Source organism: Streptomyces sp. NPDC044571, assembly GCF_040647115.1.
Lineage (GTDB): Bacteria > Actinomycetota > Actinomycetes > Streptomycetales > Streptomycetaceae > Streptomyces.
In genome coordinates this window covers 75,958-93,122 of the sequence record NZ_JBEZBN010000028.1, presented here as the reverse complement: position 1 = coordinate 93,122, position 17,165 = coordinate 75,958, and the positions used below count along the sequence as shown (strand labels likewise).

Here is a 17,165-nt window from a genome sequence, read left to right as displayed (position 1 = left end):
ACGGGCTCCCTCAACCGATCCGCCAGCTCCATGGAATCGATCGACCCGGCGACGTCGCCCAGCTCGTACCGGACTTGTCCGATGTGGTAGTTCAGCGCCGAAGGGTCGTATGAGCCGAAGGCCTTCGCCCTCGACTCCGCCTTCTCCATCGCGGTCTCCGCTTCCTTGATCCGCATGAGGGCGCCGGTGCGGTCCCGGGTCTGGGCGGCGGCGTGGGCTTGCTGTCCGGTGAGGAAGGCGAGCATCCTCGGCCCGGCCTGCGGGGAGGCGGAAGCGGCGGCGTCGGCCAGGCGTAGCGCGAGGGGACCGTGACCGAGGTCTACGGCCTGAACGCTCATCCCGCGCAAGGTGGTGCAGTACGTGAGGTGGTCACCTGCGGCTCCGGCCAGTTCGAGGGCCTTCATGTAGTACTGCTGGGCGAGGCCGTCCTGGCGCTCGTCCATCGCCATGTAGCCCGTGAGGTAGCAGTGATCGGCGGCGGCCGAGCGCAGCGCGTTCTTCGCGCTGTCGGAGGCGGTGGCCTTGAGTGCCGGAACGATGGTGTTCACGAGGAACGCGGCAGCCACGGGCCTTGCCATTCGGCCCCCGAATTTGTCGTCCATATCGCTTATGTGCTCAGTCATCGCGATGATCGTGTCAACGTCCGCCATCCCGATCCGGGTGTGGGGGTCGGCCTGGATCCGCTCAAGCCTGCCTTGTACGTCCGGCCAGCCCGGGATAATCGCAGCAGCCGAGAACAGTCCCGCGCGGAGAACACTCCTGCGTGAAGGGTCCATGTCTGCGCTCCCGAGATCGACCAGTCCAGCCACGGTATCCGGCGACTGATCCGAAAGCTCGGGCGATTCGGCGAAACCGGCCGTGCAGGCGGTGACGGGCCTGCCCAGCTTCCGTGACAGCGCTTCGAGGATCAGCGGCCGGACCGTCTTACGCGGCAACGTCCCGCCGAGCCACTTTGGAATGGCTGTCTCGTCGTAGCCGAAGGAGATGCCCACCTCGGCGCCCACGCGGTCGATGGCCCGGATGAACTGCCCCCGCGACCAACCGGTTTCGTCGAAGAGGGCCGCTAAGGCTGTGTTCGGTGTGCGTGCCGTCATTGTCGTCCCCCGAACTTTCACGGCTTTCACGGTCCAGTCCCGCTCCAACGGTACTCACTATCCGTGGCTGCCGGTTGACTGAACACCAGGCCGTCCCCACTGGGCGGACGTCCCCTCAGCAGCGGGTCGCAGGCCCTTCCTCGCGCCGCCCTGCGGCCCGCTGCGTCCCCGTCGGACAGGAGCCAGGACATGAGCACCCCCTCCCTGCCGTGCCGGAAGCGCGGGGCGAGCGGACGCACCCTCGCCTTGCACGATCCGAGCCCGCCGAACCGGCCGCTGTGGTTTCGCGCGGCCGGCGGTCGGGAGAAGGTCATGGGCCGCGCCCTTCGAGACGGGGCTGGATGGACAGGCCACGGTGGGCGGATCGGTGGTTCCGGTTGGGCTGGCGACAGTGGATCTTGCAGGCGTTGATCGTGCTGATCGTGTTCGGACTGATGGTCGCGTACTGGTACGCGAGGGAGAGAGGGGACGATGACCATGGAGCACACCAGGGCGGAGGAACCGGGCCGGCTGCCCGTGTGCACGCCGCAGCAGGAGTTACGGCGAAGGCGGGTCCTGGAAGAACTGGAAAGCTCCAAGGACCTTTTTGTCGATGCCGGCAACGAGTACCTTTCGGCGATTGGCGCCGGTGAGGCCCGCCCGACTTGTCAGGGCGGCACAGAGTGAGCAGGCTGCCGACCCTGTCGAACCCGCTTGGCTCGTCCTCCCCCGTGCCGGCTGACCCGATCGACGCCCTGCGCAAGCGCACCGCCTGGGACCGCTTCTACTCGGCATCGCATCCGCAGGAAAACCTGCCCTTGACCACGTACGAGCTCGATGGCATCCAGCGGCACGTCCTCGGGGCGGGGATGAATACGGCTGTAGACGTGGGCAGCGGCTGGGGGGTGCTGGCAACGGCACTCGCCCGCGAGGGCCTGTGCACGACTGGCTACGACTGGTCGCCGGTTGCGGTAGAGCGCGCCCGCCAGACCTGGTCCGGCGAGAAGCGGCTGTCTTTCGAAGTTCACGACTTCCTGACGGGCAACGCACCTCAGGCACTGGTGCCGGGCGGCGTGGACGTATTGGCCTGCCGGCTGGTGCTGCCGTACCTCAATGTGCACCGCTTCATGACGGACGCCCGACGCTGGGTCAGGCCCCGGACGGGCGTCGTCTACGTGGTGGTGCAGGTATGGGAAAAGCAGCCCGATGGCTACTTCCGCGGCTACCCGAACGAGCTGATCGAACAGCTGCGGAAGGGGTGGCTGCACACAGAACGCTGGGATCTGGACTGGTCGAGCGAGTTCACCGCCCTGGCGCTTACCGGCCCGACAGGCTACTGAGCCACATCACCGAGGGGGTTTGTGCCAGTCATCTCCCGGAGCTGTCGCGCCTTGCGGCGCGTACCCGGGCGCCGGGGCGGCGGCCTGCTGGCGTCGCCGAACACCGTCCTCCCCCCACCGCAGTTCTCCACGTGCGGTGTCCCGGCCCACGACCCGCTGAGGGGCTGGCGGGCGGGGGCTTCGAACCACTCCACCAGGACAAGAAGACAGGTAGCCGAATGACCCATGGTGAAACTGCCTCCCCCGAGGCGCTGCGTACCGCAATGGTGGACCAGCTCGTCAGGGCGGGCACCATCCGCAGCAAGGCGGTCGAGGCCGCGTTCCGGACCGTTGCCCGTCATGCTTTTGCCCCGGAGGCACCCCTCGTCCAGGCGTACGCCGCCCACGATGCCGTGGCCACGAAGAAGAACGAGCATGGCATCGACGTCAGCTCCGTCTCGGCCCCCGACGTCCAGGCAATGATGCTGGAGCAGGCTGAGATCCAGGCGGGAATGCGGCTCGGTGAGGTCGGCTCCGGTGGCTACAACGCGGCTCTGATGGCGGAGGTGGCAGGGCCGGACGGCTCGGTCGTCACCATCGACATCGACCGTGACGTTACCGACCGCGCCCGACGGCTGCTGGACGCGAACGGGTACGAGGGGGTTCGGGTCGTCCTCGCGGACGCCGAGCACGGCCTCCCGGACGCCGGCACTCTGGACCGGCTGATCGTGACCGTCGGGGCCTGGGACATCCCCCCTGCATGGACGGATCAGCTTGCAGAGGACGGCCGGCTGGTCGTGCCGCTGCGCACGCGCGGCCTGACCCGCTCGATCAGCTTCGACCGCGACGGCGACCGCCTCGTTTCCCGGTCCGCCGAGGTCTGCGGATTCGTCACCATGCAGGGCGAGGGCGAGCACATCGAGCGCCTGCTGCTGATCCGGGGCAAGGAGATCGGGCTCCGCTTCGATGAGGGATGGCCGGCCGACCCCGACGCCCTGAACGGCGTGTTCGACACCGACCGGGTGGAGAAATGGACGGGGGTCACCGTCGCGCCGGGCGAGCCCATCAAGGGCATGCAGATGTGGCTGGCTTCGGCCCTCGACGGATTCTGCCTGATGTCCGTGGACACCGAGATGGACACCGGCCTCGTCGCCCCGCAGAACAAGCGGGCGAACATCACCCTCCTCGACGGCGACTCCCTCGCCTACCTGGCCATCCGCCCCACCGGCGAAGGCGCCGAGTTCGGCGTGCACGGCTACGGGCCCAATGCGGCAGAGGTGGCCGACGCCCTCGCCGAGGAGCTCCAAACGTGGGACCGCGATCACCGTCAGGACGAGCCGGTCATCTACGTCTACCCGGCCGGCACCTCGGAAGCCGACCTACCCCCCGGGCGGGTCATCACCAAGCGGCACCGCCGCATCGTCATCTCCTGGCCCCAGAAGGGCCAGGTCAGTAAGAACCCCATCACCGAGAAGGAGAAGTGATCATGGCACACCAGATCCAGCAGGCCACGACCGGCGCCAGCGAGTTCCACCTCGACGTGCGGGTCGTCGAGGCAGGAGCGCCCATCGCAAGCCTCCTGCAGGACACCGGCGACGGCTGCGGCAGCACCTGCGCCAACGGCGCCACCGCCTGCGTCTCTCTCAGCGGCGACGCCGCCTGACCCGGGCCGCCGCGAGGTGAGGGAGAGCACCAGTGCCGGCCGCGGTGCTCCACCTCACCTCCCACCACCCGACGCCGGGCACACGACGGTGTGCCCGGCGGCACCACGACGACAGCGAGGAGGCACAGGACATGGCGGGCGGAGCGCGGCTGTACCGGCACACGGGAGCTTTGTTGGTGCGAGCCACCACCTATCCCGGGACAGGAGTCCCGGAAGCGGACGTAGACCTCTGCGGGCCCGGAGCCGCCGAGCGCGGCCGGACCTGGCTGGCAGCCGTCTGGGAAAATCCGCAGGCCCGCCAGGCGCTCGAAGCCGCGAGCCCCGTCCTGGCCACGCAGAGCGTCGCCATGCTGACCGCCGACTCGCCAGGGGTAAAGGAGGTCCGGCGGCTTGTGCACTCCACCGCCGCCTACCTGCTGCGCTGGCAGGGCCGGGCAACCCCCTTCGGACACTTCGCCGGCGTAGCACCCGCGCGCACCGGCCCGCAGCCCCGCGCCCAGTGGGGCGGGCACCGCACTGTACTGCGCCCGGACGCCCCCTGGCTGGGGGCGGTCGCCGACCAGCTCACCTGCAACCCCGAGAGCCTGGAGTGGCTGCCCGTCGCGGCGAATCCAGCAGCCGTCACCCGGGGCGGGCGGATCGTCGCGCCCGGCCGTACGCCCGCCAAGGGGCTGGCTCCGCTAGAGGTGTCGGTGGCAGCCACCGGCCCCGTGCGCTCCGCGCTCGCCGCCGCCTCGACCCCTGCCGTGTTCGCCGACGTGGCCAAAGCCGTCTCTGCCGACTTCCCCCACGTCGACAGCGCCACCGTGCGCCGGCTCCTGGCGCAGCTGCTGGAGCACGGCGTGCTGCTGTCGGCTCTGGACGAGGCGGCCACCGCCACCGACCCCGTCGGAATCCTTAACGCGGTGACCGCTCCTGCCGCTGCCGATCCGGTGCCCACCCTCGCGGGACAGACGGTCGGAAGTCCTTCGTCGTCCTGGCCGGACACCGCCCTCGACGCGAACATCACCGTCCCCGAGGCAGTCCTGTCCGAGGTCGCGAGCGCAGCGTCCGCCCTTGTACGGCTCTCGCCGTACCCCTCGGGTCCTCCGGCGTGGACGGACTACCACCAGTGCTTCTTGCAGACGTACGGGGACGGCGCAGCCGTGCCGGTGACCGAGCTGGTCGGCGACGCCGGGCTCGGCTGGCCGGCTGGTTACCTCGGCGCCGACCGCCCGGCCCCGGCCCGAACGCTGTCCGCCCGTGACGAAGCGTTCCTGGCCCTCGCCCAACAAGCCGCCCTCGACGGGGCTCGGGAGGTGGTCCTCACCGAGGAGCTCATCGCCGAACTGGCCGTGGTGGACGCGGCCGAGCTGGTCCCGCCGCCGTGTGTCGAGGTCGCTTTCCAGCTCCAAGCAGACACCGCGGATGACGTACGACGGGGCCGTTTTGAGGTGTGGCTGACCTCCGCGGCCCGTCCCGCCTCCTCCATGGCTGGACGGTTCGTCGACCTCCTGCCCGGCTCTGACGCCGACCGGCTGACCGCCGCCCTCGCCGGGCCGCCCGGGCCGCTGCCCGCGCAGCTGGTCTTCCCGCCCCGCAGGCGCCGCAGCACCAACGTCACCCGTGTTCCCCACCTGCTGAAGCACACCATCGCGCTCGGCTGGCCTGATCAGGGGCCCGGCAGCATCGCGTTGAACGACCTCGCCGTCACCTGCGACCTCGAACACCTCTACCTGATTCGGGCCTCCACCGGCCGGCCGGTGGAGCCTCGCGTCCTGCACGCGCTGGAACCGCGGGTGCTGACGCCTCCGCTGGTGCGGTTCCTCGCCGAAGTTGCCGGAGCCCGCCGTACCGTATGGCGGCTTCCCGACTGGGGCGCCGCCGCCCGGCTGCCCTACCTGCCCCGCCTGCGGCACGGCCGGACCGTCCTCACCCCGGCCCGCTGGCTCCTGGTCGCCGCCCAACTGCCCGGCCCGTCCGCCGAGCGGCTCGTGTGGGAGGAGGCGTTCGACCATTGGCGCACCCGGCAGAAGCTGCCGGCCCGCGTCGTTCTCGTGGAGACGGAGATGCGGCTGCCATTGGATCTGAACGTGCCGTTGCACCGGGAACTGCTGCGGGCCCGGCTCAACAAGGCCCGGGAGGTGGAAGTGCGCGAAGCGCCTTCGCCGGCCGCAGGCTCCATGTCACCTTCCGCGGGCGGGTTCATGGGTCGCGCCCACGAGTTCCTCACCGTCCTGCACAGCACGGCTGCCACCGCTGCCCGGCGGGTCGCGCTCCCTGTCCTGATGCCAGTGGCAGAGTTACCTGGGGCCTCCCGTACGGTGCGCGCTCGTCTGTACGGGCACTCTGACCGGCAGGACGAGATCCTCACCGAGCACCTGCCCCGGCTGCTGGCCGGATGGCACGTTGCCCCACCGTGGTGGTTCACTCGCCACCGCGACCACGCCTCACACCTCACGCTCGTCCTGCGGCTCCCCGACCAGGCCGCTTACGGGCACGCCACCGAACGACTCGGCGCCTGGGCCGACGAGCTGCGTCGCCAACAGCTCGCTTCCGGCCTGGACCTGACCACCCACCAGCCACAGAACGCCCGGTTTGGCCACGGTCCGGCCCGTGCAGCCGCCGAGCTGGTGTTCGCGGCCGACAGCGCCGCCGCCCTCGCCCAGATCGCGTACGCAGTGCGCACCGGAACCCCGGCCGAAGCGCTCACCGCCGTCTCCCTCGCCGACCTCGCCACCGCCTTCGCGCCCACCCCTGGTGACGGATGGTCCTGGCTGGCCGCGCACCTGCCGCGCGAACGCGGACCATTGGACGCCGGGCTCTCCCGGCAGGCGCAGGCCCTCGCAGCGGCCGATGCCGCCTGGCGCCGCCAGCCGGACGGGCATCCTGTCACGGCCGCGTGGGCGGCCCGCGCCGAAGCGCTCACCGCCTACCGCCACGCCCTGGCCGCCGAGCACGACCCGGCGACCGTGCTGTGCGCGCTGCTCCAGCTCCACCACCTGCGTGCCGTCGGCGCTGGTTCCGAAGCCGAGCGGACAACCCGCCGTCTCGTCCGCGCCGTCGCCCTCGGGCACACCCACCGTCGGAAGCCCCGCCCGTGAACACGGCAACCGTTCTCCAGGCCCGATACCGCCACCTGCACGCCCCCGACGAAGGGCAGGGCACGGCGCTGGCCCAGTCGTTGGCCAAGGGCCCGGCCGGAGTGGCGCTGTGGCACATCGAGCAGGCCCTCAGCGGCGCCGGAGGCTGGGACCCCGCGAGGGCGTGGCTGGCGGCCGCGACCCGGTCGGAGGTGACCGCAACCGACTCCGCATGCCTCACCTACGGGGCCCCGGCCCTGGCGTTCGTCCTGCACGCGGCCGGGGCCGACGGACAGGACCGCTACCGCGCGGCCCGCGACAAGCTCGACGCCGCCACCGCCGCCCTCGCGCACCGCCGGGTGCAGGCCGCCCACGCCCGCATCCGGCGCGGCGAACCGGCAGCGTTCGCCGAGTACGACCTCCTGCACGGACTCACCGGCATCGGCGTGCACCTGCTCCACCACACCCCTGGCGATGACGCCCTTGCCGCCGTCCTCTCCTACCTCGTCGCCCTGACCCACCCGGTGGCCGTGGACGGCGAGAGACTGCCGGGCTGGTGGTGCGCCCACGATCCCCACCGCCTCTATACGTCCGGCGGACACGCGAATTTCGGCATGGCCCACGGCATCACCGGCCCCCTCGCCCTCCTCGCCCAAGCCCTGCGCCGGGGCGCGGTCGTGGACGGCCAGCGGGAGGCCGTCCACGCCATCACCACCTGGCTCGACCGGTGGCAGCAGCACGGGGAGCGTGGCCCGTGGTGGCCGGAGACGATCACCCGTGAGGAAGCCGCCACCGAACGGCCGCACAGCTCGGGCCCGGGCCGGCCATCCTGGTGCTACGGGACCCCCGGCATCACCCGCGCCCTCCAGCTCGCCGCCATCGCCACCACCGACACCGGCCGCCAGCGCGCCGCCGAGCACGCGCTGGGCGCCTGCCTCGCTGACGAAAGCCAGCTCGTCCATGTCACCGCCTCCGGCCTGTGCCACGGTACGGCCGGCCTGTTCCAGACCGTGTGGCGGGCCGCCCAAGACGCCCGCGCACCCGGTCTCGATGCCGACGCCCGCCGTCTTGCCGACACCCTCACCAGCCAGCATGCCTCCGGAAGCCCCGAGTTCCTTGAGGGCGCCGCCGGCCAGGCCCTGGCCCAGGCCACCGCCCTCAACGACCGGCCCCCTGCCTCCCACTGGGACGCGTGCCTCCTCATCGACTAGCCAGGCCCCAGACGGCGCGCAGGTGCTCCAGCCCTATACCCGCCGGCCGCCTGCTTCCCGCCCCCTTCTCTGGAGAGGACCCCAGCCCCCGATGAACACCCCCTCCGCCTCCCAGCAGACCGAGCACGCGGTCCTCGCCGTCCTCACCGGCCAGCCGGTTCCCGACATCGCCGCTCGCACGGGCATCGACCCCGCGGAACTGGGCGACGCCGTCGCCCTGTACCGGGCCGCCGGACGGGACGCTCTGGCTGCGCAGGCCGCCCGCCTCGACTGGTACCAGTTTCGCGTCGAGTTCCCCGACTGGAACCGCTGCGAGGACGCCGCCGCCCTACTCGCCCGGAGGCTCGCCGATGCAGAACGAGCCGGGCTCGTCGGCGCCTGGTGGTTCGTCCGCAAGGCCCCCCAGTGGCGGCTGCGCGCCATGCCCGGACCCCAAAGGACCGACCGGCTTCCACACGTCCTCGCGGGCATCCTCGACGCCCTCGTGGAACATCGGTCGATCATCCGCTGGTGGCCGACCGTCTACGAGCCCGAGGTTCCCGCCTTCGGAGGGCCGGACGCCATGGACATCGCCCACGCCCTGTTCCACGCCGACAGCACCCACATCCTCGACCACATCCAGGATGCAGAGCCGCCCCTGGGCCGCCGCGAACTGTCCGTGCTCTTGCTCTGTGCACTGTTCCGAGCCGCGGGCCTGGAGTGGTTCGAGCAGGGCGACGTCTGGGACAAGGTCTCTCGCCTACGGCCCCTTCCGGCGGACGTGACGACCATCCAGCTTGCCGAACTCGGCCACGGCATCCGCACGCTGATGAACGCCGACCCCTCCCCTCTCCTGGCCCCCGACGGCACGCTGGAAGCCATCGCGCCGTGGTTCGGCGCTTTTGAGACCGCAGGACGTGCCCTCGGCGAGGCTGCAGCAGCCGGGTCCCTCGAACGGGGCCTGCGGCAGGTTCTCGGACACCATGTGATCTTCCACTGGAACCGGCTTGGGCTCAGCGCCCGCCTCCAGGCCCTCATTGCCCATGCCGCCACGCACACAGTGATGAACCCTGACGCCCCCCTGCAGTGCGGTTCTTCCTCGCACCCCGGCCATCCCGGTGATCGACCGCGTCGAGAAGGACGACCGTGTAAGCGCTGACCCGGCCACTGGTCAACCTTCGGGACGCCCTGGAACTCGCCAACGCAGGCCTGGACCCGGACCGCGTCACAGTCTACTTTCGAGTGGCTGAGGAGATCCGTTCTGCGACCTGTCCGGCCTGCGCCGTGGAGTCGGCGGGCGAGGAGATGTAAACGGCGATGGCCACCGACCGGCCAGCCGGGGTCCGGGTGGCTGACAACGCCCAGGCGGCCGATGCGGAAGGCACCCACGTGCCGAACGAGTCACCGAGGACCGACCGCAGCTGATCCGCAGTGCGCTGGGCGACCACCCGCTGGGCGGGCACAGCGGCCTTCGAACCGGTGACGAGATTGGGATGGACGCGACTCCCGCCGTTCACGAGGAGGGCCATCACCATGGCCATCTGCACCGGGGTCGCCTTCACCTCGAACAGGCCGTTGGCCATGAGGGCGAGCTGGGTGGGATTCTCGGGCTTCTTCGGCCAGGTGCTGTCGAAGGCACGCAGCGGCGTATCCATCATGTCGTTGTTGAACCCGAACGTCTGGGCCGTCGATGCCAGCGCGTCGGCGCCGAGGTCGGAAGCGATGCCGGCGAAGACGTTCGCGCACGCGTACCGCAGGGCAGCACGGAGGGTGGCGTCGGTGCAGTGAGCCGGATCGCCGGAGAACTGGGTGGTGCTGTTCGGGGCGACGTAGACGGCCGGGCTCCGGGTGGGCGTGTCCACCGACGGAAGGAGGCCCTTCTCCAGGGCTGCGGCCGCAACCAGGACGTGGATGGCTGACCCTGGGTTGTCCACGTGGCGCAGGGCCCGGTTGGTGAGGGGCCTGTCGTCGAGGTCCTTCACCTGGACCCACGCCCGTTGATCGGCCATGGAGTTCCCGCTGAAGGAACCGGGGTCGTACGACGGGGTGCTCACCTGCCCGAGGATGTCGCCCGTTTCCGCGTCGAGGACGATCGCGGCTCCACGCTGACCTCGTAGTCCGTCATAGGCGGCACGCTGCACAGCCGGGTCGATGGTGGTCACCACATCCTTGCCCGCCTTGATGTCGTCGGCCAGGAGAGCATCAAGCCCGGAAGAACCAAAGGCCATGGACCAGTACCCGGTGACCGCGGCGTACAGCTCACCGTCGGTGTAGGTGCGTTTGAACGGAGCCTTGGGGATGCCGGACCGATCCGATCCCGTGATGGGGCGCCCGGCGACCAGGATGTCGCCGGGGCTTCCGTCCTGTTTGGGAGCGCGCGGCTTCGCATCTGGCGTTGCTTCCCCGGCTTTGCCCCCAGCCGTCGAGCCGGCTGTCGTTGGGGCCCCTCCCTCAGCGGTACACCCTGACACGGACATGGCGAGCAGGGTGGCGAGCGCGGTGAGTAAGACGCCAGAGGGACGGAGGCGAAGGGGCATGCCTGCATTTTAGAGGTCGACAAGATCCACGCCCGCGGCGATGCCCGCAGCCGGGGTAGCTGAACTGCGTGGGCTGCTGGCTCGAAGAACCGCTGCACCGCCACCCGCTACGGCGTGGGCCGAGTCCTTGCCACCGGCGAGGCATACAGCCGCCCCACCCACGACGAGACAGGCACCAGACCCAGACGTGGCGGGGCGGCAGATGCCGACCGGGCCCACCAGTCCGGCCGGACCGTCGACTGATACGGTCCCCGGCCGTGACAGAACTTCCCGTCTTTCCCTACCACCCGGACCCCGTGGCCACCGGTGCTGTCGTGCGCTCGGAAGCCACGTGCCCATGCTGCGGTCAGGCACGCGGTTACGCCTATACGGGTCCGGTGTTCGCAGTCGAGGACCTTCGGGGGCAGCTCTGTCCCTGGTGCATCGCCGACGGAAGCGCCGCAGAACGCTTCGAGGCCCAGTTCACTGACGTGGTGGATGACGTCCCCGTGGACCGCCTGCTGAAGATCACCAGTCGCACGCCCGGATTTGCCGGATGGCAGCAGGAACGCTGGCTGGTCCACTGCGGCGACGGCGCAGCATTCCTCGGAACTGCCAGCGCCGCAGACCTCGCCAACTATCCAGAAGCCCTGACTGCCCTCCGCGAAGACCTCGCAGAGTCGTGGCCCTCGGCTCAGATCGAGAAGTACATCAGCGCCCTGTCCAAGGACGGCCAGCCGACCGCGTACCTATTCAGGTGCCGCTCTTGCGGAATCCACCTCGCATACTCGGACGCCACATAAGGCAGCCAACGCTGTCCGAGGTTAAACGGGAAGCTGGGGCAGGGCGTCCATGCGTCGTCCCTACGCACCTGCGGGTGACCCCGCGGTGAGGTCCCGCGTCAGCTACGACGCCAACTGTTTCCCACACCCGCGCGGGGATGTCGCCTCGTACCGCTGAATTCCCCGGGCGGCATGTCCTGGCGTTGGCCTCGCCCACCAGACCAGGAGAGCCTCACGCCGCAGCATGTCCGAGCGGCGTCAACGTCGTGGGCCCGGGCGGCGGACCGTCATCAGGTCCTGTGGGACCGACGCTCTCGGTACAGGGCGTTGCGGTGCCTGGACTTGGTGGGATGGGGCCCAGCGCTGTTCGGCGGCGATGGCCTGATGTGCGGAAGCGTCGAGTACGGCGCGGGGGACGGTGGTGCCGGCTCGGCGGGCCGCGGCGAGCAGCGTCCCTGCGGTTCTCTGTTCCGCAGCCATCACTGCGGAGTAGGCCGCCGTCAGGGCTTCCACCTCGCGCCTGTGCACCGGGTAGAAGCGAAACGCCTTCTTCCAGTCCGGTGGCCGGTGGCCGGGGGCGTTGGACACCAAAGTGGCTCCCGCTCGCTTGATCGTCCATGGGGCTGCGGCTGACATCTGCCATCCGGCTGAGGGCAGCCGGTACAACGAGGCTGCCAGAGGGCCTGGTCCACCGGCGTCCGCGAGGATGTCGGCGGCCGATCGTCCTGGCCCTGGTCCGTGATCCGGGGTCCACTCTGCGCCGAACAGCAGCTGCCCCAGGCGCGTGGCTGATGTCCGTGAGATCACCGTGGCCGGGTGCGGGTCGGGCGAAGGCATCCGGGCGACCCGCCCGTGGCGGACCACCTCGTAGGAGGGGGGCGCAAGGGCGGGGTGCTCGCGAGGATCGCTGGTGTCGACCACCACCAGCCACTTGCCGACCGCGTCTTGCCATGCGTGGGAGGACTCCCGTAGGGCACCGGCGGCGTCCTTGAAGGCGCCGGCGACATCCCCGGCCGGAAGTTCTTCAGCAGTCTTCAACGCAATCCGGCCGGCCAAGAGGCGTGCCATCGACGTCCAGTGGGACAGCTGCTTGAGGTCGGAGCCGCTCAGACGTTGTTCGTCGCGGTCGTGCAGTGCCGCGTAGGCGGCCCGGGAGAGACGCTCGCTGTCCTCCGCGAGGCGCGTGGTCACCGCGCTCGTGGGATCGCTCGGCGTGGCCTGGACGGGCAGGACCGGCAGGGCGAGCGGGAACGCCGCCCAGTGTGCACCGGCCTCGCGGGTCGCGGCTCGGGTGAGTACGGAGGCCTTGTCCAGGGAGACGCGAGCTGCCTCGAAGGCCTCGGCAGCCCCTGGGTGTTCGCTGTTCTGGGCGATCCGGTGCACGACCTGCCCCGCCGCCCGCGTCACCTCGGCGTAACGACCGGAGAGGTAGTCGAAGGCGCTCTGATGCCGTAGGAGGTAGGCGTACGGCGTGAGCGGAGCCCGGTCCGGGCCGAGGTGACTGCTGATGGTGTCACGTACCGTTCCAATGGCCTGGGCGGCACCCTTGATCCGCGCACCGGCGCGTCCTGCGCCGTCAACTCCCGGAGCCAGGTAGCCCTGGGCCCGGCCCAGCCACGTCGAAGCCTGCGTCAGCCAGCCCGCGAGGTCCTTCTCAGCCGATGTAAGGAATCGCTCCTCCGTCGTCGCTACCGGCGTGTAGGCCCCGGGGCCCAGGCCCCGTCTGATCTGCTGCAGGACCGTGTCGACGTGTCCAGCCAACGCCGCTCGCTCTCCCGGGCCGGCAGCCGGCATCGGTTCGCGGGCTGCGTCCTGGAGCTGGGTGATCGCGGCGTCGAACAGTTCGCCTAACGTCGTCACCTCAATGCCCCCGTACGGCGACGAGTGCCGCAGCGGCGCCCTCGGCCAGCTCCGACGTGAGGACCAGCGAATGCTTGCCTTCTTCGCTGCCTTCCGCTGTCGCGGCCAGGTGTGTGAGCGATCTTCCTACGTGCTTGAGCAGCTGCACGTACGGGGTCAGGGCCGCGGCGCCCGGCGCTGGATCGGGGGCTGGGACGGGTTCGCCGGTGGTGGGAAGGGGCAGTCGGCTGCGGCCTTCGATGCACTTCTGGGTGGCGATCATCGCCTGCAGTTCGTCGCTGCCTTCTTCGAAGGTGATCGCGCTGGACAGCTGTGCGGCCAGAGTGAAGACGTCCCAGGCCGCCGCCAGCACCGTGAGTGTGTCGTCGGAGTCGAGCTGCGCGGAGAGACCCATCAGGGCGGATGAGGGCATCGAGGTTCCTTCCGTTGTGTCGAGGTCGGCATTGCGTGATCGTCCCACCCGGAGCCGGGGCGCGTGGAAAGGCTGTGGACAACCACCTGGTTGTGGAAACCGGGGCACCCGTTCGGGGTGCACGGCTAGGCAGGAGGTTCGAGCGCGGGTCTCGCGAGTACCTGGCGGATGCGTACGGCAGTCGCGCTGTGCGGCCCCTGGATGCCGATGACCGAGGTCAGCAGCTCCTGGCCGAGACGGTGGCTGAGTATCGGGTTTCCGATTCCCCGCCAGAGGCTGTACGTACGGCGTACGGCTGCCTCGGTGTCGGGGTGATGGGGCCCGTGCAGGCCGGCGCGGAGGCGGACCATGTGCAGGTACCAGCCCACGGCCGCCCGGTGATCACCGCTCAGGCTGGCCAGGTAGCCGCGGATCTCACGGATGTCGGCGGTGGCTGTGGTGACCGTCCCGCCGCAAGCGGCGGTGTGGTCCTCGTCGAGCTGCCCGGCGAGCAGCGTGGCCTTCTCCAGGGCGCCCTCCGTGGCCAGGGCGGAGATTTCCGCGATCCGCTCGGCCACCGGGACGTTCGAGGGAGCGCGCAGGCCGGGGACGGCCTCGGTCACCGTCCAGAACTCCGGGGTGACCACGCCCCACGGCAGGAAGACGTCGTCGCTCACCAGCTCACCACCCGTCGTACCGCGGTCACCCGTGTCATGTGGTTCGAGGAGTTGCGCCAGCTGCCGTACGAGACGATGCGCGTACGGACCCCCGTACGAGGCGACTCGATGAGGAGGCCTGAGCCGATGTACATGCCCACGTGGCCGGGGCTGGCGGCCGAGCCGTCCGACCCCGCGTTGAAGACCAGGTCCCCGGGTTTCGGGTTGTCCAGGTCGACCTGGATCGGCAGGTCCACCTGATCGTAGGTGACGCGCGGGATGGAGATGCCCGCCGCCTTGTACGCCTGCTGCATGAGGGAGGAGCAGTCGCACCAGTGCTGCGGCTTGGTGCCGAGCGCGTCGGTGCAGTCGCCGCCGAGTTGATACCAGCCGCCCTTCTGCGCGAGGGCCCAGGCCACGGCGGTGCGGACCTGCGGCGGGGTGTCCGGGGGCAGGGCGAAACCCGCGGGGAGATCGACGGGGCCGCCCCCGCCGGAGGGCGCCGTGTACCGCGCTGACTGCGCCATGATCGCCTTCACGTACTCATAGGTCTGCCCTTCGGCGAAGCTTGCCGGCGGGAGACCGCGGAATTGTTCGACGCGGCCCCAGCCGGCGTTGTAGCCGGCCAGTGCCAGTTCGATGGGTGATCCGCTGAACTCGGAGTGCTTCTTCGCCGTCTTCAGCAGGCTGCACATCATCCGGCCCTGAGCGGGGATGGCGTCGGCCGGATCCATGACGTCCTTGTCTCCGTCTCCGTCTCCGTCGACTCCCTGAGTCGCCCATGTGTCCGGGATGAACTGCGCGATCCCGTAAGCGATCGGATTTCCGGCGCGGTCTTTCGAGACGGCGGAGGGATCGAAATTGGACTCGACCCACAGCTGTGCGGCGAGGATCGCCGGGGGAAGTCCCTGGTCGCAGGCTGCGGCCGCTGCCAGGATGAGGGGCGCGTACTGGGCGGGCACACCGTCGGCGCCGCCGATTTTCAGCGCTCCCGCTGTGGGCCAGGTGCCGACGCGGCCGCTCTTGTCGTCGTCCTCCGCGAGCGCTGCGATCAGCATGACCACGCCGATCCCGAGAGCCACAGGGGTGGCCACCGCCCCCGCAGCGGCCAACCCTAACCAGCGCCTCGCCCGCATTCAATCCCCCCAACGAACATCCTGTTTGCGTCCACGAAGGAGCAATTCGGCCACTGTGGCCAGTACTTGATCTCGCTTTGGTTCCGCAACGGATCGTGACACTATGCCATTCCTGCTCACGAGAGGGCTGCCGAATATCTCTCAGTCGGTCGGAATGGCCGGTGTAGGGTGCCGGTGCGATCCGTCTTTGAGTCGACAGGTGTGTGAAATTCACACTAGTAATGGCTTGTGTCACGTGTTTCGGGGGATTCATGGGGAAGAGGGACGGCTCGCCGTTAGCGAGCCCGCCGACCCTGCCGGAGCGGGCGCGCCTGGTGGTCCCGGTCATGGCTGCCGCCGGGGGCAGCGCACGCTCCACCGTGGCGCACCTGCTCGCCGACGAACTCGCGCGGGCCGCCGACACCCTGGTCGCGGACTTATCGCCGCGCCTCGCATCCCCCTGGCCGGCGTTGACCGCTGGAGCCGGGCTGCAGGCGCCGGGCCTTGCCGCCCTTCCGCCGGACCGGCCCCTGTGCCGTGAGGACATCCGCAGCGCCGCAGCGGTCCGGCAGTCCGCCCACGGCGCATGGGCCGTGCTGACCGACGCACGCGAATGGCACGCCGCCCCGCTGGATCTGCCGGCCGAGCCCGCCGCCTGGTACCAACTGGCCGCGGCCGGCGGATGGCAGGCCCTCCTCGCGGACACCTCGCACCCGGCGGCCCACGACCTCATCGAGTCCCGGTGCTCCGGAGCCCCGAGCCTGACCCGAACCTGGTGCGCCCTCCCGTTCTCCGTTCCCGTGCTGTGCGCGCAGTCGACTGCGGCCGGAATCCAGGCCCTGCAGCAGGCCGTGATGGTGCTGAACGCCGAGGACATGCCGCTGCACCGCACCGTGGTCGTCCTCGCCGCCACCGCGGACGGCCGGCCGCCGGCCGTCGTCCGGGCAGCCGCCACCATGCTCTCCGTCCGTGCGGCGGCCGTGATCCACCTGCCGTACGACCCGGACATCCGCGCCAACGGACTGCAGGCCCAGCCGTCCCGGATCCGTACGCGCACCCGGCATGCGGCCGGAGAGCTGGCCACCGCCGTGCTCGCCGCCGCCCGCGAAGCCTTCGGCGACCCGCTGCCTGACGCCCCGCAGCCCGCCACTCGCCCGCACTCTGCTCCCGCACTTTCCGTCTGACGAGGAATCACCGATGAGCCAGATCCTGATGAGCCTGCACACCCTCGCCGCGGACCCTGGTCTGCACGTTCTGGCCGATGGCCCCGTGCCGGCCTTCTCGCCGTCGCTCCCCGACACGGTCAACAGCCCGGTCAGCACGATCCTCGGGTGGACGGCAGGCGGTGGCCTGACTCTCGCTGTGCTCGGGGGCCTGAGCGGCTGGGCGCTGACCGCCATCGGTCACAACACGGAACGCGCTGCCCTCGCGGCGCGGGGTAAGCAGGGTGTGCTGTGGAGCCTGATCGGGGCGGGCGGCATCGGCGTCACGTCGTCCCTGGTCCTGGCGGTATACACCATGTCCAAGGGGAGCTGAGC

Annotated in this window: 16 protein-coding genes; 10 read left to right on the top strand and 6 right to left on the bottom strand. The window is 70.3% G+C overall.

What is annotated here, in order from left to right; all coding sequences use genetic code 11:
* Window positions 1-1,094: tetratricopeptide repeat protein (locus tag AB0B01_RS17385; protein ID WP_361719112.1), on the bottom strand; the 1,094-nt coding region annotated here is incomplete at its 3' end.
* 471 nt (window positions 1,095-1,565) lie between these two features.
* Between AB0B01_RS17385 and AB0B01_RS17380 the strand changes: the two genes are divergently transcribed.
* The 7 genes from AB0B01_RS17380 (at window position 1,566) to AB0B01_RS17350 (ending at window position 9,466) form a co-directional block, all read left to right on the top strand.
* Window positions 1,566-1,760: a hypothetical protein gene (locus tag AB0B01_RS17380; RefSeq protein WP_361719100.1), complete on the top strand. Its 195-nt coding sequence runs from the start codon at window positions 1,566-1,568 to the stop codon at window positions 1,758-1,760.
* Window positions 1,757-2,413: a class I SAM-dependent methyltransferase gene (locus AB0B01_RS17375; RefSeq protein WP_361719097.1), complete on the top strand. Its 657-nt coding sequence runs from the start codon at window positions 1,757-1,759 to the stop codon at window positions 2,411-2,413. Before AB0B01_RS17380 ends, AB0B01_RS17375 begins: the two co-directional genes overlap by 4 nt.
* Window positions 2,414-2,631: 218 nt before the next feature.
* On the top strand, window positions 2,632-3,876 hold the full coding sequence (gene fxlM, locus AB0B01_RS17370; RefSeq protein ID WP_361719094.1) for a methyltransferase, FxLD system: 1,245 nt from the start codon (window positions 2,632-2,634) through the stop codon (window positions 3,874-3,876).
* 2 nt (window positions 3,877-3,878) lie between these two features.
* Complete coding sequence (locus AB0B01_RS17365; RefSeq protein WP_361719091.1) at window positions 3,879-4,055, top strand: FxLD family lanthipeptide; 177 nt, start codon at window positions 3,879-3,881, stop codon at window positions 4,053-4,055.
* Between the two features lie 176 nt (window positions 4,056-4,231).
* A complete protein-coding gene (locus AB0B01_RS17360) occupies window positions 4,232-7,138 on the top strand; it encodes a lantibiotic dehydratase (RefSeq protein WP_361719088.1) in 2,907 nt (968 codons plus the stop codon).
* A complete protein-coding gene (locus AB0B01_RS17355) occupies window positions 7,135-8,328 on the top strand; it encodes a lanthionine synthetase C family protein (RefSeq protein WP_361719085.1) in 1,194 nt (397 codons plus the stop codon). The genes AB0B01_RS17360 and AB0B01_RS17355 overlap by 4 nt, the downstream gene beginning before the upstream one ends.
* Window positions 8,329-8,419: 91 nt before the next feature.
* Complete coding sequence (locus tag AB0B01_RS17350) at window positions 8,420-9,466, top strand: thiopeptide-type bacteriocin biosynthesis protein (RefSeq protein ID WP_361719082.1); 1,047 nt, start codon at window positions 8,420-8,422, stop codon at window positions 9,464-9,466.
* 73 nt (window positions 9,467-9,539) lie between these two features.
* On the opposite strand, the gene AB0B01_RS17345 is transcribed toward AB0B01_RS17350, so the two are convergent.
* On the bottom strand, window positions 9,540-10,844 hold the full coding sequence (locus AB0B01_RS17345) for a penicillin-binding transpeptidase domain-containing protein (protein WP_361719079.1): 1,305 nt from the start codon (window positions 10,842-10,844) through the stop codon (window positions 9,540-9,542).
* Window positions 10,845-10,912: 68 nt separating this feature from the next.
* Between AB0B01_RS17345 and AB0B01_RS17340 the strand changes: the two genes are divergently transcribed.
* On the top strand, window positions 10,913-11,626 hold the full coding sequence (locus tag AB0B01_RS17340) for a CbrC family protein (RefSeq protein ID WP_361719078.1): 714 nt from the start codon (window positions 10,913-10,915) through the stop codon (window positions 11,624-11,626).
* A 237-nt stretch (window positions 11,627-11,863) separates the two neighbouring features.
* Here AB0B01_RS17340 and AB0B01_RS17335 read toward each other — a convergent pair whose 3' ends face one another.
* From AB0B01_RS17335 to AB0B01_RS17320, 4 genes are all read right to left on the bottom strand, one after another.
* Window positions 11,864-13,465, bottom strand: coding sequence for a hypothetical protein (locus AB0B01_RS17335; protein ID WP_361719075.1), 1,602 nt, complete (start codon window positions 13,463-13,465; stop codon window positions 11,864-11,866).
* Window position 13,466: 1 nt separating this feature from the next.
* The gene (locus AB0B01_RS17330) at window positions 13,467-13,877 is read right to left on the bottom strand and encodes a hypothetical protein (protein WP_361719072.1); all 411 of its coding nucleotides are present in this window, start codon (window positions 13,875-13,877) and stop codon (window positions 13,467-13,469) included.
* Between the two features lie 125 nt (window positions 13,878-14,002).
* Window positions 14,003-14,533: a hypothetical protein gene (locus AB0B01_RS17325; protein ID WP_361719069.1), complete on the bottom strand. Its 531-nt coding sequence runs from the start codon at window positions 14,531-14,533 to the stop codon at window positions 14,003-14,005.
* Window positions 14,530-15,570 carry an NlpC/P60 family protein gene (locus AB0B01_RS17320; protein WP_361719066.1) on the bottom strand — a complete coding sequence of 347 codons (1,041 nt, stop codon included), beginning with the start codon at window positions 15,568-15,570 and terminating at the stop codon, window positions 14,530-14,532. The genes AB0B01_RS17325 and AB0B01_RS17320 overlap by 4 nt, the downstream gene beginning before the upstream one ends.
* 329 nt (window positions 15,571-15,899) lie before the next feature.
* Here AB0B01_RS17320 and AB0B01_RS17315 point away from each other — a divergent pair, with 329 nt between their 5' ends.
* Entirely contained in the window at window positions 15,900-16,811 is a 912-nt protein-coding gene (locus AB0B01_RS17315; RefSeq protein WP_361719063.1) for a hypothetical protein, read from the top strand.
* A gap of 13 nt (window positions 16,812-16,824) precedes the next feature.
* On the top strand, window positions 16,825-17,163 hold the full coding sequence (locus AB0B01_RS17310; protein ID WP_361719060.1) for a hypothetical protein: 339 nt from the start codon (window positions 16,825-16,827) through the stop codon (window positions 17,161-17,163).
* Window positions 17,164-17,165: the final 2 nt, after the last annotated feature.

Coding starts and splice junctions, on each gene's coding strand:
- AB0B01_RS17380 (WP_361719100.1), top strand. CDS start 1,566: ATGACCATGGAGCACACCAGGGCGGAGGAACCGGGCCGGCTGCCCGTG.
- fxlM (WP_361719094.1), top strand. CDS start 2,632: ATGACCCATGGTGAAACTGCCTCCCCCGAGGCGCTGCGTACCGCAATG.
- AB0B01_RS17365 (WP_361719091.1), top strand. CDS start 3,879: ATGGCACACCAGATCCAGCAGGCCACGACCGGCGCCAGCGAGTTCCAC.
- AB0B01_RS17350 (WP_361719082.1), top strand. CDS start 8,420: ATGAACACCCCCTCCGCCTCCCAGCAGACCGAGCACGCGGTCCTCGCC.
- AB0B01_RS17345 (WP_361719079.1), bottom strand. CDS start 10,844: ATGCCCCTTCGCCTCCGTCCCTCTGGCGTCTTACTCACCGCGCTCGCC.
- AB0B01_RS17330 (WP_361719072.1), bottom strand. CDS start 13,877: ATGCCCTCATCCGCCCTGATGGGTCTCTCCGCGCAGCTCGACTCCGAC.
- AB0B01_RS17320 (WP_361719066.1), bottom strand. CDS start 15,570: ATGCTGATCGCAGCGCTCGCGGAGGACGACGACAAGAGCGGCCGCGTC.
- AB0B01_RS17315 (WP_361719063.1), top strand. CDS start 15,900: ATGGGGAAGAGGGACGGCTCGCCGTTAGCGAGCCCGCCGACCCTGCCG.
- AB0B01_RS17310 (WP_361719060.1), top strand. CDS start 16,825: ATGAGCCAGATCCTGATGAGCCTGCACACCCTCGCCGCGGACCCTGGT.